Here is a 14,495-nt window from a genome sequence, read left to right on the forward strand (position 1 = left end):
AGTCATAAGCTTATCGTTAATTAAGAGCAATGATGAAGATAAAACGTGAGGTTGGGTTTACCCTAATCGAAATAATGTTGGTATTGGTGCTGCTGTCGGTAAGTTCGATGGCGGTCATCATGAGCTTACCTGAAAGTCGAGATGATCATCTTGAAGAGCAGGCCTCACGTTTTTATCAGTTAGTTCAGCTTCTCAATGAAGATGCTTTACTCAACGGGATGGATTACGGCATCTATTTCAATCAAGAGCGACAAGAATATCGCTTTATGACATTGACATCAGATGGCTGGCAGCCTCTTGAGAAAAGTCGCTTTTTTACTGAAGTGAAAATAGAAAAAGACATCGAATTTGAGATGGAGTTAGGCGGTTCCGCATGGGCTGACGACGATCGCTTATTTGAACCGGGTTCTTTGTTTGATGAAGACATGTTCGCGGATGTCGAGAAAGATAAAAAACCGAAACCGCCGCAAGTAATGGTGTTATCAAGTGGTGAAGTGACCCCATTTTTATTTCGCCTTTTTCCTGCGAAGGTAAGTGGAAACCTTGATAATCAAACGTGGTTAATTAAAGCGGATGAATCTGGTGTGATCACGTTGGATAAGCCAGGGGAAGAAGACGATGAAAAGTAGTCATTATGTGCACTCTCGGCACAAAGGCATGACGTTACTTGAAGTCTTAGTTGCCCTTGCTATTTTTGCTACCGCCGCATTAAGTGTATTGAGATCCGTTACTCAACACATCAATACCTTAAGCTATTTAGAAGAGAAAACCTTTGCTTCGATGGTGCTAGATAATCAAATGGCATTAATGTTGTTAGATAAACCACCAACTTCGATTAAAAAAGGGAAAACAGAGCTTGCAGGTCAAACGTGGTATTGGACCATTGCCCCAGTAAAAACGACGTCTAATATTTTAAAATCAGTGGACGTATCTGTAGCAACAACCAAAGACCAAAAATCCCCACTATTAACGGTAAGAACGTATGTTGCGCCGTAGTCATATAAATAAACGATCTCGAGGTTTTACGCTGATCGAGGTGATGGTCGCTATCTCTGTATTTGCCACATTAAGTTTTTCGGCGTATCAGGTGGTGAATCAAGTACAGCGCAGTAATGCTCTCTCTTTGGAAAAAAGTGAACGAATTAAAGAATTACAGCGCAGTTTGGTTTTTCTTGATAACGACTTTCGTCAAATTGTGGCGCGTCAATTCAGAAGCAATGGAGAAAAAGCGGATGGAAAGTTAATTTCAGCCGATGACTATTTATTGGATTCAGAATCTCAAGGTATTTTGTTTGTTCGTTTAGGTTGGAAAAATCCACAGGAAGCCTTCCCGCGAGGTGAGATCACCAAAGTGGGCTATCGCGTCGTTGAAAATAAACTTGAACGTTTATGGTGGCGTTATCCTGATACCCCTGTTGGTCAAAAGCCAGTGGTTACGCCATTAATCGATGGCGTCGAAGAGATTAAATTTGAATTTTATGACGGTAAAACATGGCAAAAGAAATGGCAGAAAAAAAATGAGCTGCCATTTGCTATTAAGCTTCTTATCGTGTTTAAAGATTATGGGGATGTAGATCGAATTTATCTTACGTCAGGTTATCAATTGGATGAAAGCAACAAAAATGACGATGAGTCCAAGGGCGGTTAATGAATAGAGTATTAATGAACCGTTCTCATAAAAATCAAAGCGGAGTTGCGTTGATTGTTGTATTGCTTCTATTAGCGATAATGGTGACGATTGCCGCTCAAATGTCAGAGCGTTTGTTTATTCAGTTCCATCGTGCTGAAAATCAGTTGAATCATCAACAAGCGTATTGGTATTCCATTGGGGTTGAAGCACTAGCCAAGGCAGGTATTGAAGAAGCCTACAAAGATGGAGATACCATTAATTTAAGCCAGATGTGGGCGACAGAAGAAACAACGTACCCATTAGATTACGGTGAAGCGTTTGGTGGAGTGAAAGATAAGCAAGCTTGTTTTAATTTAAATGCATTAAGTAATATAGAACCAAGTGCCGATCCGTCTGTACGTCCATTTTTAGTGACCGTATGGATGAATTTATTGGAATCTGTTGAGGTAGAAAATTATTTAGCGGAAGTGATCGCGGATTCTAGCTGGGAATATATGGATGCTGATGATGTGGTTCGTTCGAACTCTGGTGTTGAAGACAGTACGTATCAATCCTTTAAGCCTCCTTATTTAGCACCAAATGGATGGATTGCAGATGTGAGTGAGTTACGAGCGATTAATGGTGTCACCGCTGAGGTTTTTAAAGCGGTATCGCCATTAACTTGTGCTATTCCAACGGCGAACTGGTATTTGAATGTGAATACATTACAACCAGAGCAAGCAAACATTTTAGTGGCGTTATTTTCACCGAATTTAAGTGAAAGCGATGCTCAAGAGGTATTAGAAAACCGTCCGTTTGATGGCTGGGCAAGCGTTGAAGATTTTTTATCAGAGTCGGCCATCAATCGAGTGGATGAGAATATAAAAACAAAAGCCAAACCGTATTTATCAATAGATAGTCAGTTTTTTGAGTTAGATGCTCAAGTATTAGTAGAAGAATCACGCGTACGTGTGCGTTCTTTATTGCACAGCAGTGATAAGAAAGTGGTGAACGTTATCCGTCGCCAATATGGAGGAATGAGTGAGCGAACATCTGATAATAAGGCTGAATAGTCAACCATCAGATCCCATTCAATGGATCGTCTGGTCACCAGAACAAAAAGAAATCATCGCTTCGGGCGAATTAGTTTCCTCTGAAACGTTATCCTCGTTAACTCAATACGCAGAACAACGCATTGTTTCTGTATTATTGCCGAGCAGTGATGTTTTATTAAGAGAAGTCGCGATTCCAGAAGGGGCGGCTCGACAGTTTTCATCCATGTTACCTTTTATTATTGAAGATGATTTGGCTCAGGATGTAGATGATTTACATATCGTCATAATAAAGAAAAATAATAAAACAGCGCAAATTGCTATTGTTGAACATGAAAAAATGGACACTTGGATTACTCAGTTAAAGGACGCTGAAATTCACGCTAAACAGTGGTTACCAGATGTACTCGCTTTGCCTTATCAAGAGGATGGCTTATCGCTCGTACAATTGAATGAACAATGGTTGATTCGTCATCAGGAGCATCAAGGTGCGGTAGCTGAATCGAGTTGGGTTTCTGTATTGTTAGATGGCATGGTCATCTTCGCGAATGCACAGAAGTTAGAAAGCCAGAGTGACGTCGATGAAGCGGAAAGTGAATCAACGCCTGTTGTTGTGATCCATGCTTATTCTCCTTGTGAAATAGAGATCGATAATGCCGAAGTACATATAGAATCCCCTGAATTGGTGATGCAGCTATTAGCTGAAGGCGCTATCCATTCCAAAGTGAATATATTAACGGGAAGGTATCGTCCTCAATCGTCTTGGCGCAAACACTGGCGGATATGGCAAAAAGTGATTCTGGTGTTTGGTTTAGTGATGGTTGCGTTTGTTGGGCTGCATATTTCTGAAGTGCAAAAATTAGAACAACACAGTGTTGCTCTTCGAGCTGAAAGTGAACGTATTTTTCGTGAAATTTTTCCAGGGAAACGAAAAATACCAACCTCAAGTTATCTGAAGTCTCAAATTAAAAATGAAGAGATGCGCTTGCAAGGTGGAGCGGGAGGGAACGATCTTTTAGGCTGGATGGCCGAGCTTCAACCTTATTTAGCAAAGGTGCCTCAAGTTAAACTAAAAAGTTTAAAATTTGATGGAAAGCGTGATGAGTTACGTCTTCAAGCCAGTGCTGCTGATTTCCCTTATTTTGAGCAATTGACGTCAGAATTGGGCACTCAATTTGTGGTCGAGCAAGGACAACTTAATAAAAACCAAGGCGAAGTTTTTGGTGCCATTGTCATTAGGAGAAAATAATGAAAGCATTAATGACATGGTGGCAAAGTATTTCACCACGTGAACGTGTTTTGGTTGGTGGTGGTAGCATCGCTTTGTTGATCGCTTTGATTTATTGGGGAGGTATAAAACCCCTCAATGAAAGAGCGGAACTGGCTCAAAATCGTATTAACAGTGAACGTAATTTATTGGCTTGGGTACAAAAGAAAGCCGATAACATAACGACATTACGTGGTGGTACTTCTCATAATGCACAAACCAGCATTAAACCGATGAATCAAGTAATACCAAGTAGTACCAATCGTTTTAAGATTGAACTGATCAGAATGCAACCTCGCGGTGACGTTATGCAAGTGTGGGTGAAACCATTGCCATTTAATTCATTGATAAACTGGTTGGCTTATTTAAGAGACGCACAGGGCATTGATGTGCAGTTTTTAGATATTGATAAAGCCGAAGTGGAAGGTATGGTTGAAGTGAATCGTCTGCAGCTAAGTCGAGAGGCATCATGAAGTTTAAATTATTGATTGCGACGGTATTTTCGACGTTTTTTACCTTTAGTGCGTTATTGCATATGCCGATTCAATGGGTGGTTGACCAAGCACCAAAAGTAAACGGTTTGGCATTAACTGGGTTATCGGGTACACCATGGAAAGGACAAGTGGATTCATTATCTTGGCAGCGTGTTAATTACGGCCAAGTTCAATGGGAAATTGACCCACTGGCTATCTTAAAGGGACATGCTGAATTTGCGGTGCGTTTTGGCCGGGGCAGTGAGCTCGGTTTACGTGGTAAGGGAATGGTTGGTTATAGCGTATCAAAAGGCGCTTATGCTGAAAATGTGGTGGCGTCTTTTCCTGTTGCTAATATTTTGAATCGATTACCAATGGCGGTGCCTGTTTCATTGCAAGGGCAAGCCGAGATTACCGTTAAATCGTTTCAGCAAGGTCAACCTTGGTGCAAACACGCTGAGGGTGAGGTTGTTTGGTCTGGTGGTAAAATCGTTTCTCCATTGGGAAATATTGATCCGAAAACCGTGATTGCGGATACAACGTGTATTGAGAGCAAATTAACGGTTGTGAGTAAGCAAAACTCTTCGGATGTCAGTAGTGAATTTAATATTGTGTTGAATCCAAATCGTTCTTACCAAGTGAATGGATGGTTCAAACCAGAGTCGAGCTTCCCATCTAGCTTTAGAAGCCAGCTAAAATGGCTAGGCAAGCCTGATGCAAAAGGGCAATATAGAGTGACTTATTCCGGACGTCTTTAAGGGTATATGATGGCTAAAAAACAATTGCCGACCATCTTAGATAAACGAATTGAAGCGAAATCAAAACTGTTTTGTATTGAATCGGTTGATCTGCGTTTTTCAAATGGTGTGGAACGTACTTATGAACGAATGAAACCAAGTGGTCGTCATGCGGTTATGATGGTTCCTGTTACTGAGCAGGGTGATTTACTCTTAGTTCGTGAATATGCGGTTGGGACTGAACGCTATGAGCTTGGGTTCCCTAAAGGATTAATCGATGAAGGTGAAATGCCAATAGAAGCGGCAAACCGAGAATTGAAAGAAGAGATTGGCTTTGGTGCAGAGAAATTAACAGCATTAAAAGAATTGGTTTTAGCGCCGTCTTATTTCTCGAGTAAAATGACGCTTTTTGTTGCCCAAGGCTTGTACCCTGAGAGATTGGAAGGGGACGAACCTGAGCCATTGGACATTGTTCGCTGGCCATTAAGTCAAGCGTCTGAATTACTTCATCATCTCGATTTTTCAGAAGCAAGATGCATTAGTGCATTATTGCTTGCTCAACAATTTTTAGGAAAGGAGTGATATTGATGGATTCTACGTTTTCACATCTTCTTCCTGACGTGATCAAAATTGCTCGCGCTTCAGGTCAATTGATTTTAGATATCTATGAAAAAGGCGATTTTGAAGCGTTTATTAAAGCGGATCAAACGCCAGTGACAAGTGCGGATTTAGCTGCTCATAAATTGATCATGGAAAAGCTGTCTCAACTGACGCCTGATATTCCAATTTTATCTGAAGAAGACGCGAATGTGTCTTTAGAACAACGTTCTCAGTGGGAGCGCTATTGGTTAGTTGATCCGCTTGATGGAACTCAAGAGTTTATTGCTCGTAGTGGTGATTTTGCTACCATCATTGCATTGGTTGAAAATAACTGTCCTATTATGGGGGTTGTTTATGCGCCGGTTTCTGGTGTCACTTATTATGCTTATGAAGGTAAAGGTGCATGGAAAATCCCTGATATGGATGAAAGTGTGCGCATTAGCACGCTTAAGCATGAAGAAGAGAAACAGCCCATTGCGGTTGCGATAAGTCGTCGCCAAAACATTAATAACATTACTCGCTGTATGAGTTCTGAATGGAATTATGATTTAGTGCCATTGGGATCCGCCGCCTTAAAAGCCTGTTTGGTTGCAGAAGGTGCTGTCGATTGTTATTTACGTTTGGGGCCAACAGGCGAGTGGGATACCGCAGCAACACAATGTATTGTTCAAGAAGCGGGTGGTCGTATATTATCAACCAAGCTTGAACCACTGTCGTACAATGAACGAGAGTCGTTAGAGAACCCTAATTTTATTGTATTAGGTGACGAGAATCTTCCATGGGATTCTATTTTAACTTGTGAATAATGAGCACCAATCTTGATAAATTGATTATTAAGATTGGTATAATTTCGGTTCGATACTCGAAATTCAGTGTTTTTCAGAGTACAATCCTTAATCATACTAATTTAGTCAGGTATTACTTGTGACTTCAATCAATATTACTGAAAGTGCTCAAGAGCACTTTGCAAAACTTCTGGCACAACAGCCAGAGGGGACAAACATTCGTGTATTCGTGGTTAACCCAGGAACTCAAAATGCAGAGTGTGGCGTATCATATTGCCCACCGGAAGCGATTGAAGCGAACGATACTGAACTGAAATTTGAAAACTTATCTGCGTATGTAGATGAGCTAAGTTTGCCTTTCTTAGAAGATGCAGATATCGATTACGTTACGGATAAAATGGGCTCTCAATTAACATTGAAAGCGCCTAACGCAAAAATGCGTAAAGTAAATGATGATGCACCTTTATTTGAACGTGTTGAATACGCGATTCAAACTCAAGTGAACCCTCAGCTTGCTGGCCATGGTGGTCACGTAAGTCTAATGGAAATCACCGAAGCCGGTATTGCGATTGTTCAATTTGGTGGTGGCTGTAATGGTTGCTCGATGGTTGACGTGACATTAAAAGAAGGCATTGAAAAAGAGCTTTTAGCTCAATTTGAAGGTGAATTAACGGCGGTTAAAGATCTGACAGAGCATGATCGTGGTGAGCACTCTTACTACTAATCAGAACGCTGATGTTGTAAATGTGAAAAGGTGAGTATGTACTCACCTTTTTTGTGTCTATGGCATTATTATGAGATTAATTAAGCTTAAGCGTTTGAGTAAATATCTCGTTCGCCAAGCCAGCGCTGAATAATGGCTTTTGCATTACTTGGGTAACTGTCATGAATATAACGTGCAATGCGTTGGACTTCAGGGATTAAGTGTTGATCTCGAACTAAATCGGCAATTTTAAAATCTGCTAATCCTGTTTGTTTTGTTCCTAATAACTCACCGGGCCCACGAATTTCTAAATCTCGTTGTGCGATGACAAAGCCATCATTACTTTCGCGTAGCACACTTAATCGCTTTTGTGCCGTTTTAGATAATGGGGCGTGATAAAGCAGAACACAGTGACTTGCTACTGTTCCTCGACCAACACGGCCTCGTAATTGATGTAATTGAGCAAGACCTAATCTTTCTGGGTTCTCTATGATCATTAAGCTTGAATTTGGTACATCGACACCGACTTCAATAACGGTAGTGGCTACTAACAAATGTAACTTACCTTCTTTGAATTCTTGCATGATGTGTTGTTTTTCTTGCGATTTCATTCTGCCATGAACTAAACCAATATTAAGTTCTGGTAGTTGTAAGCGAAGTGATTCTGCTGTGTCTGATGCAGCTTGTGCCTCTAGTACTTCTGAATCATCGATTAACGTACATACCCAGTAGGCTTGACGTCCATCTTCAAGACAGGCTGTTTTTACTTTATCCACGATCTCGCTTCGGCGGGTATCAGGAACCGCGACCGTTTGAATTGGTGTTCTTCCCGGCGGTAATTCATCAATTACAGAGGTTTCAAGATCAGCATACGCTGTCATTGCCAAGGTTCGAGGTATTGGCGTTGCTGTCATGATTAATTGATGTGGATAAGCCCCATTTTTTAGCCCCTTTTCTCGTAGCTCTAGGCGTTGGTCAACACCAAAACGATGTTGTTCATCGATAATCACCAACGCGAGATGGTGAAATTGAACATGTTGTTGGAAAAGTGCGTGAGTGCCCACTATCATTTTTGCTTCACCGCTAGCAATACGGGTTAATTCTTTTTCTTTCGCTTTTCCCGTTAGCTTTCCTGCTAGCCACCCAACAGGGATACCCATGCTCTCAAACCACTTGGTAAAGTTAATGGCGTGTTGTTCTGCTAACAGCTCTGTAGGGGCCATTAATGCAACTTGGTAACCATGTTCTATGGCTTGTACTGCGGCTAATGCAGAGACAAGGGTTTTACCTGAGCCAACATCCCCTTGAACTAAGCGCATCATTGGGTGTGGTTTTGCTAAATCGTGTTCTATTTCAGCCACGACTCGCTGTTGTGCATTTGTTGGGGTGAAGGGGAGCTGTGCTAATAATTTTTGCTTTAGATTACTTCTTGTTGTTAATGGTAACGCATTTTCTTGCTGGCCTTTACTGCGTACCGATAGCATAGATAGGTTCTGTGCTAATAATTCTTCAATAATCAATCGTTGTTGTGCTAGATGCTTTCCTTCATCAAACGCTTCTAAGTTAATTGAAGGATCAGGGCGATGAATAATATGCAACGCTTGATTTAGCGTTATTTGATTATTGTATAACCCTTGTGGTAATAATTCGGTGACCGCGGCTTTGTCTAAGAGTACAAGTGCTTGATCGGTAAGGCTGCGGAGTGTGTTTTGGCGAAGACCATCAGTCGCAGGGTAAACGGGGGTTAATGTTGCTTCAATGTCTAAAGGTTTAGAGGGAGTATGAAATTGATAATCAGGGTGAACAATTTCTAAACCTACACCGCCTCGTTTTATCTCTCCGTAAGCATGGACTAATTTACCTTCACTAAAATGGTTTTTCATTCCTGCATTAAAATTGAAAAAGCGCAGTGTAATCGTTCCGTTGCCATCACTGATTTTTACTAACAGCATTTTTCTTTTGCCAAATTGAAGATCACAAGACATGACATTGCCTTGTACTGCGGCAAATAAGCCGGCATGAACACGTGCTATTGGGTAGACTTTGGTTCGATCTTCATAGCGTAGAGGCAGGTGAAAAAGTAAATCTTGGATAGTAACCAAACCAATTTTAGCCAGCTTTTCGGCTACTTTCGCGCCGACACGAGCCAGAGAGGTTAATGGGGTGGCTGAAAGTAATTGGTTGGTCATAATGTGTCCCTGAAATTAGTCTCGCTTTAACGCAAAGTGATGAAACTTACGTCCTTGATAAGTCATTATACCTTTATCGCCAGGGTTTAGAGCATTAAAAAAATGAATGCCTACTTCAAATTCTCTTTTGGGGCCAAAATTTCCTTTCTGTACATAAATCCAAAACTCTTGCCCTTCTTCTCCAGGTTGGGCATCGGTAATCTCAATGATCTGTTTATCAAGAATAGTCACTTCTGTTTTCATCTCAGGGGCATTTTCGCCAAGCATGTATTTACTTTGAAAGCGCTTAAATAATACCGCAGCGATGAGGATGAAAATAAATAGCGTAACGATATAAATAACTGGCATGGTTGTCCTTAAACTTACGAGTGATAAATACGTTTTATTCTACCGTTTCTATAAAGAGGAGATAATGACTATTTGTCGAGAGTGTGGGGGTTTTCTATTTATTTCTTCTATTATTTGTTTATTAATAATGTGACAAATTAGAATTTGAGATCTGACTCGAAGATTAAAAATAAGAAAAGCGTTTTTATAAGTATAAAAATAAAGGTTATCTGTGTGTTTGATTTTCAATTCGAGTACAGTAGAAAGAACAAAGTGAGTCGCTAGGAGAGTGAAATGTCGGATATTGATCTTGTGGTAAAACAAAGCAGGAAAATAGAATCGTTATTAAAAATGCATTATCACGCTGAAGGTAAAGGCTTACATCAACTGATCAGTAGTTGTGAAGAGCGGTTACCACACGATGTAATTAAAAAATTACGCTTTATAGCTACGATAAGAAATAAAGTGGTGCATGAAGATGGGTATAAATTAGAGGATAAAGCAGGTTTTAAGAGTGCTAGCCAAGAATCAATTGATATTTTGACACCTAGAGCGAGCCGCTTTCTTTGGAAACTAGTTTTCTTTATTGTGTTGTTTTCTACGTTGATTTCAGTTGGTATCTATTTGATTCACTGGGATAATATTAAGAATCTATTCTAATATCTTCTTTTCTGATATAAAAAAACGGACGCAAATGCGTCCGTTTTTTTATATAAACTTATTTGAATGTATATTAGTACATCATTGGCAGAGTCATTAGTCCAACAACTACGGCTATCATCATAAGTCCTTGTTTTTGCGATGAAGTAATCATTATTATGCTCCTTTAATGTCTTCTATCATTGCTTGACAAATAGAATAGCATCATTTTCGTACTTTGATCAACCCCTGAGTGCTCTAAAGCTTGAAAAAATAACTTTTCTCTGACAAAAGTGTGCTTTTATCACTGTTTTAAGGTTCTCTTTTGTCTGTTGATATATCGGTTTATTATGTTGCTTTTGTGTTAAGTTGGTATAAGTTGCTGATAAGTATGGGCTAAATGCTATTTTTACTCGTTTGATAATTAATCACTTATTTATCGTCTTGTTTTGGGGCTTAGCGTGCCCATTTATAGTGATAGTTATCTTTCTCTTTTTATTTTTCCAGTTTATTGCTGTAAATCATTGATCATTTGCCTAGTTGCTTACTTCTAACACTAAAATTAGTCTAAAGATCTTGTTTTCATTCAGTGTATTTCGTATTTTTTCTATACTTAAATTTAATTTGTTATTTTTAAATTATTGTTTTTTATTGGTTTAAGTTTGTTTTCTTATGGTTTTGAATGTATTTTCATGTCTTGGGTGGGAGTTTTTTTAGCATAATAAGGGCGTGCAGATAGGAAGCAGTAAATAATGCCTATTTTTACGTTTTCATTGAGTTTGCAATACTACTGATAGAGATTAAAAACGGTAAGTTTAGATCTATAACAAAAGTATAGACGATGATCTTTGTTATGCTGACGATAAGACCTTATATTTTATTAGGAAGCACAATGAAGCAAGATATCCATGGACACAGTGTATTAAACATTCTACTGAACTCTGAGGTTCCTTTACCTCGTGCTGAGTTAGAATTGATGGTTATTACTGAGTTCGGTTCTGACGTTTGTTTTCATACATGCAGTCAGCAAGAGTTGACGTTAAATGAATTACTGAATTTTTTATTATCTAAGAAGAAAGTAATAGAAACTAATGATGGCTTAATCGCAGACCCTGATCGCATGTGTAATCATTAAATACAAAAAAGGTCGCTAGTAAGCGACCTTTTTTATAATTGCATAAAACTACATGCCGATGGTTGTTGTTGCATATTTAAAGTAACTCATGATGCCATCTAGGAACATTTGAACTGAAATCATTAACAGTAACATGCCCATTAAGCGCTCTATTGCAGCGAGTCCTTTTTCTCCTACAACTCGTTGGAATAAATCAGAGAACATTAAAATGACGGTGGTTGCAGCCCAAGCGCCTAATAGTGCTAAACTCCAATCAGCCATGCGATTAGGTTCTTGGTGAGCCAATAATAATAATGTGGCCAAGATAGAAGGCCCTGCAATCATAGGTATTGCGAGAGGCACAATTAAAGGTTCGTCACCGGCCCCTAAACTCGCCCCTAATCCCCCTTCTGGTGGGAAAATCATTTTCAAACCGATTAAAAAGAGAATGATGGCACCTGAAATAGACACGGCTTCTTTTTTTAAACTTAAGAAGTTTAGTATTTGCTCTCCCATAAAAAGAAAAGCCATCATAATAGACAGAGCAATCAGCAGTTCTCTAATTAAAATAATGCGTCTTCGCTTTTTCTCTACGTGTTTAAGGATAGAGGTAAATACAGGTAAATTACCCATTGGATCCATGATCAAAAAAAGCATGACTGCTGCGGAGAATGTGTCCATAAATGAGTACCGAAATTAGAAACGTAAGAATAAGATGAGATCATAACATACATAGCGAATTGAAAAGTGGCAGAACGAATGACTGATAGGCATAAAAAAAGGAACAATAAATGCTCCTTAATACTATCGTTTGATGAGGGTTATTTTTCCATCATGTGTTTTGTTCTTATATCGAGTAATGCAAAGACACCAAAAATCAGAATGGACCATTTTTCCCATCGGCTCATGGTGATCTTATCGCCGAATGCGCCAATAAAGATAAGCATCTGTAAGCCATGCATCATGAATAAGAAGGCGGTCATGATATAGAGGGCAATGGCTGCTTTTCCTGGGAAAGGCATAAAAATATTTAATAATAAAATTAGCCAAACAAACCCTATGGCTGCTTTGGCAAGAATGATCAGTCCTTTCATCTATTCCTCTCTTTCATATAGTTTAAATGTAACTTGTCCTGCGGTTTTATCTCTATGTAATCGCCAATGAGCAGGCGTTGGCAATGAGCTTAGTTCTTTTTCCGCTTCAATGTAAATCATTGCATTTTTAGTAAGCCAACCATTTTGTTCTAATTTAGTTAATGTTTCTTCTAGTAGGTCTTTTCTAAAAGGAGGATCAATAAAGACGACATCAAATGGCGTGGGAGTTTGGTTTAAATACGCTAATGCATCGATATGATGAAGTTCTATATTATCGGCTTTTAGGCTTTCTGCATTTTGTTTTAATTGGGTATGAGCTTGTTTGTTTAATTCAAGCATCACAACGTGTTCGGCTCCACGAGAGGCCGCTTCAAATCCTAAACCACCGCTACCAGAAAATAGATCCAAGCAACGAGAACGAGGAATATCAAGGGCTAACCAATTAAATACGGTTTCTTTTATGCGATCAGTTGTGGGTCTTAATCCCTCTGCATCATGCACTGGAAGTTTACGTCCACGCCAGCGTCCGCTGATGATTCGGATACTTCCAGAGGCTCTATTTGTGTTAGAAGTGCGAGATGAATGTTGTTTACGTTTAAGCATAGATTTTTTGACCGCTAAGAAAGTGATAGTATACGAGAAAATAGTACCAATTTAATTCTAGGATTTCTCAATGACAGGCAAAAAGAAACGCGGATTATTGTCTTGGTTAGGTTTTGGTGATGAAGAAAAAGCCGAACAACCAACAGTAGAGCAACAATCAGTAGAAGAAAGCACTGATGAGAGTGTAATTGAAGATGTTCAAATTGAACAGCTCAAAGAGAATGAAGAGGTTACGACTTCCATTGAAGTGGATGAACCACAGCAATTGGAGGTAATTGACTCTACACTTGAAGAAAATAAAGAAGAAGAGCTGGTTGTTGAGGCTGTAGTCGTTGAAGAAATTGCGACGTCTAATATTGAAGAAGTACAAGAAAAGCCAACAGAAAGTTTTTTTGCTCGATTAAAGCGCAGTTTACAGCGCACAAAAGAAAACATTGGTGCGGGATTTTTTGGTTTATTCAGTGGTAAAAAAATAGATGACGATCTATTTGAAGAATTAGAAGAACAATTATTGATTGCTGATGTGGGGATGGATACCACTGTTAAAATTATCAATAGCTTGACGGAAAAGGCAAGTAAGCGTGATTTGAAAGATGGTGAAGCTTTATATGGCCTGCTAAAAGAAGAAATGGCTGAGATTTTAGTTAAAGTGGAGCAACCTTTAGTCATCGATGAAAAAAACAGCCCTCATGTAATCTTAATGGTTGGTGTTAATGGGGTAGGTAAAACGACGACAATTGGTAAGTTAGCTAAACAATTTCAAAATGATGGTAAGTCCGTCATTTTAGCGGCGGGCGATACATTCCGTGCAGCGGCGGTTGAACAACTTCAAGTATGGGGTCAACGTAATGATGTCCCTGTTATTGCGCAGCACACTGGTGCCGACAGCGCCTCGGTTATTTATGATGCCATTGAAGCCGCAAAAGCTCGAAAAGTAGACGTTGTGATTGCAGATACTGCAGGTCGTCTCCAAAATAAGAGTAACTTGATGGAAGAATTGCGTAAAATTGTACGTGTAATGCAGAAGATAGATCCATCAGCGCCTCATGAAGTGATGCTAACGCTTGATGCGGGTACTGGTCAAAACGCCATTAGCCAAGCCAAACTATTTAGCGATGTTGCACCGGTTACGGGAATTACATTAACAAAATTAGATGGTACTGCAAAAGGTGGCGTAATCTTCTCTATTGCCGATCAATTTCAAATCCCAATCCGTTATATTGGTGTTGGTGAAGGCATTGATGATTTACGTCCGTTTGTGGCGCAAGATTTCATTGATGCGCTATTTAGTCGTGAGGAATAA

At 39.5% G+C, this 14,495-nt stretch carries 18 protein-coding genes; 13 read left to right on the forward strand and 5 right to left on the reverse strand.

The features are described 5' to 3' along the window. The first annotated feature begins 32 nt into the window (after nt 1-32). The 10 genes from gspH (at nt 33) to nfuA (ending at nt 7,247) form a co-directional block, all read left to right on the forward strand. Nucleotides 33-629 carry a type II secretion system minor pseudopilin GspH gene (gene gspH / locus AACV33_RS00505; protein WP_012551337.1) on the forward strand — a complete coding sequence of 199 codons (597 nt, stop codon included), beginning with the start codon at nt 33-35 and terminating at the stop codon, nt 627-629. Beyond that, complete coding sequence (gspI, locus tag AACV33_RS00510; protein ID WP_012551336.1) at nt 619-996, forward strand: type II secretion system minor pseudopilin GspI; 378 nt, start codon at nt 619-621, stop codon at nt 994-996. Before gspH ends, gspI begins: the two co-directional genes overlap by 11 nt. Then, nucleotides 983-1,648, forward strand: coding sequence for a type II secretion system minor pseudopilin GspJ (gene gspJ, locus AACV33_RS00515; RefSeq protein ID WP_017020949.1), 666 nt, complete (start codon nt 983-985; stop codon nt 1,646-1,648). The genes gspI and gspJ overlap by 14 nt, the downstream gene beginning before the upstream one ends. Nucleotides 1,649-1,662: 14 nt before the next feature. Continuing rightward, nucleotides 1,663-2,682: a type II secretion system minor pseudopilin GspK gene (gspK, locus tag AACV33_RS00520; protein WP_017020950.1), complete on the forward strand. Its 1,020-nt coding sequence runs from the start codon at nt 1,663-1,665 to the stop codon at nt 2,680-2,682. Beyond that, the gene (gene gspL, locus AACV33_RS00525) at nt 2,651-3,910 is read left to right on the forward strand and encodes a type II secretion system protein GspL (RefSeq protein ID WP_017020951.1); all 1,260 of its coding nucleotides are present in this window, start codon (nt 2,651-2,653) and stop codon (nt 3,908-3,910) included. The genes gspK and gspL overlap by 32 nt, the downstream gene beginning before the upstream one ends. Further along, the gene (locus tag AACV33_RS00530) at nt 3,910-4,401 is read left to right on the forward strand and encodes a type II secretion system protein M (protein WP_017020952.1); all 492 of its coding nucleotides are present in this window, start codon (nt 3,910-3,912) and stop codon (nt 4,399-4,401) included. The genes gspL and AACV33_RS00530 overlap by 1 nt, the downstream gene beginning before the upstream one ends. After that, complete coding sequence (locus AACV33_RS00535) at nt 4,398-5,159, forward strand: type II secretion system protein N (RefSeq protein ID WP_017020953.1); 762 nt, start codon at nt 4,398-4,400, stop codon at nt 5,157-5,159. Before AACV33_RS00530 ends, AACV33_RS00535 begins: the two co-directional genes overlap by 4 nt. 9 nt (nt 5,160-5,168) lie before the next feature. Then, nucleotides 5,169-5,720, forward strand: coding sequence for an ADP compounds hydrolase NudE (gene nudE, locus AACV33_RS00540; RefSeq protein WP_017020954.1), 552 nt, complete (start codon nt 5,169-5,171; stop codon nt 5,718-5,720). Nucleotides 5,721-5,725: 5 nt separating this feature from the next. After that, nucleotides 5,726-6,544, forward strand: coding sequence for a 3'(2'),5'-bisphosphate nucleotidase CysQ (gene cysQ, locus AACV33_RS00545; protein ID WP_017020955.1), 819 nt, complete (start codon nt 5,726-5,728; stop codon nt 6,542-6,544). A 118-nt stretch (nt 6,545-6,662) separates the two neighbouring features. Then, on the forward strand, nt 6,663-7,247 hold the full coding sequence (nfuA, locus tag AACV33_RS00550; RefSeq protein ID WP_012551328.1) for a Fe-S biogenesis protein NfuA: 585 nt from the start codon (nt 6,663-6,665) through the stop codon (nt 7,245-7,247). Between the two features lie 86 nt (nt 7,248-7,333). Here the strand turns inward: nfuA and recG are convergent, their stop codons facing one another. Together recG and AACV33_RS00560 are read right to left on the reverse strand one after the other, a co-directional pair. Beyond that, nucleotides 7,334-9,415, reverse strand: coding sequence for an ATP-dependent DNA helicase RecG (recG, locus tag AACV33_RS00555; protein ID WP_182699651.1), 2,082 nt, complete (start codon nt 9,413-9,415; stop codon nt 7,334-7,336). Between the two features lie 15 nt (nt 9,416-9,430). Then, the gene (locus AACV33_RS00560) at nt 9,431-9,763 is read right to left on the reverse strand and encodes a DUF2500 domain-containing protein (RefSeq protein WP_012551326.1); all 333 of its coding nucleotides are present in this window, start codon (nt 9,761-9,763) and stop codon (nt 9,431-9,433) included. A 273-nt stretch (nt 9,764-10,036) separates the two neighbouring features. Between AACV33_RS00560 and AACV33_RS00565 the strand changes: the two genes are divergently transcribed. Beyond that, nucleotides 10,037-10,402: a hypothetical protein gene (locus AACV33_RS00565; protein ID WP_012551325.1), complete on the forward strand. Its 366-nt coding sequence runs from the start codon at nt 10,037-10,039 to the stop codon at nt 10,400-10,402. An 871-nt stretch (nt 10,403-11,273) separates the two neighbouring features. Next, nucleotides 11,274-11,516, forward strand: a complete 243-nt coding sequence (locus AACV33_RS00570; RefSeq protein ID WP_012551324.1) for a YecH family metal-binding protein — start codon at nt 11,274-11,276, stop codon at nt 11,514-11,516. A 48-nt stretch (nt 11,517-11,564) separates the two neighbouring features. Here the strand turns inward: AACV33_RS00570 and AACV33_RS00575 are convergent, their stop codons facing one another. The 3 genes from AACV33_RS00575 to rsmD form a co-directional block, all read right to left on the reverse strand. Further along, complete coding sequence (locus tag AACV33_RS00575) at nt 11,565-12,176, reverse strand: YhgN family NAAT transporter (protein WP_017020958.1); 612 nt, start codon at nt 12,174-12,176, stop codon at nt 11,565-11,567. Nucleotides 12,177-12,316: 140 nt separating this feature from the next. Further along, nucleotides 12,317-12,589, reverse strand: a complete 273-nt coding sequence (locus AACV33_RS00580; protein ID WP_012551323.1) for a DUF1145 domain-containing protein — start codon at nt 12,587-12,589, stop codon at nt 12,317-12,319. Beyond that, nucleotides 12,590-13,192: a 16S rRNA (guanine(966)-N(2))-methyltransferase RsmD gene (gene rsmD / locus AACV33_RS00585; RefSeq protein WP_017020959.1), complete on the reverse strand. Its 603-nt coding sequence runs from the start codon at nt 13,190-13,192 to the stop codon at nt 12,590-12,592. A gap of 70 nt (nt 13,193-13,262) precedes the next feature. On the opposite strand from rsmD, the gene ftsY reads away from it, so the two are divergent. After that, nucleotides 13,263-14,495 (forward strand): signal recognition particle-docking protein FtsY, encoded by a 1,233-nt coding sequence (gene ftsY / locus AACV33_RS00590; RefSeq protein ID WP_017020960.1) that lies wholly within the window; start codon nt 13,263-13,265, stop codon nt 14,493-14,495.

Origin of the sequence: Aliivibrio sp. SR45-2 (assembly GCF_963890165.1) — a bacterium.
In the GTDB taxonomy this organism is placed as follows: domain Bacteria; phylum Pseudomonadota; class Gammaproteobacteria; order Enterobacterales; family Vibrionaceae; genus Aliivibrio; species Aliivibrio salmonicida.

Excerpts from the sequence above, each read along its gene's own strand:
- gspH (WP_012551337.1), top strand. The coding sequence starts at position 33 with ATGAAGATAAAACGTGAGGTTGGGTTTACCCTAATCGAAATAATGTTG.
- gspI (WP_012551336.1), top strand. The coding sequence starts at position 619 with ATGAAAAGTAGTCATTATGTGCACTCTCGGCACAAAGGCATGACGTTA.
- gspJ (WP_017020949.1), top strand. The coding sequence starts at position 983 with ATGTTGCGCCGTAGTCATATAAATAAACGATCTCGAGGTTTTACGCTG.
- gspK (WP_017020950.1), top strand. The coding sequence starts at position 1,663 with ATGAACCGTTCTCATAAAAATCAAAGCGGAGTTGCGTTGATTGTTGTA.
- AACV33_RS00530 (WP_017020952.1), top strand. The coding sequence starts at position 3,910 with ATGAAAGCATTAATGACATGGTGGCAAAGTATTTCACCACGTGAACGT.
- AACV33_RS00535 (WP_017020953.1), top strand. The coding sequence starts at position 4,398 with ATGAAGTTTAAATTATTGATTGCGACGGTATTTTCGACGTTTTTTACC.
- nudE (WP_017020954.1), top strand. The coding sequence starts at position 5,169 with ATGGCTAAAAAACAATTGCCGACCATCTTAGATAAACGAATTGAAGCG.
- cysQ (WP_017020955.1), top strand. The coding sequence starts at position 5,726 with ATGGATTCTACGTTTTCACATCTTCTTCCTGACGTGATCAAAATTGCT.
- recG (WP_182699651.1), bottom strand. The coding sequence starts at position 9,415 with ATGACCAACCAATTACTTTCAGCCACCCCATTAACCTCTCTGGCTCGT.
- AACV33_RS00560 (WP_012551326.1), bottom strand. The coding sequence starts at position 9,763 with ATGCCAGTTATTTATATCGTTACGCTATTTATTTTCATCCTCATCGCT.
- AACV33_RS00565 (WP_012551325.1), top strand. The coding sequence starts at position 10,037 with ATGTCGGATATTGATCTTGTGGTAAAACAAAGCAGGAAAATAGAATCG.
- AACV33_RS00570 (WP_012551324.1), top strand. The coding sequence starts at position 11,274 with ATGAAGCAAGATATCCATGGACACAGTGTATTAAACATTCTACTGAAC.
- AACV33_RS00575 (WP_017020958.1), bottom strand. The coding sequence starts at position 12,176 with ATGGACACATTCTCCGCAGCAGTCATGCTTTTTTTGATCATGGATCCA.
- AACV33_RS00580 (WP_012551323.1), bottom strand. The coding sequence starts at position 12,589 with ATGAAAGGACTGATCATTCTTGCCAAAGCAGCCATAGGGTTTGTTTGG.
- rsmD (WP_017020959.1), bottom strand. The coding sequence starts at position 13,192 with ATGCTTAAACGTAAACAACATTCATCTCGCACTTCTAACACAAATAGA.
- ftsY (WP_017020960.1), top strand. The coding sequence starts at position 13,263 with ATGACAGGCAAAAAGAAACGCGGATTATTGTCTTGGTTAGGTTTTGGT.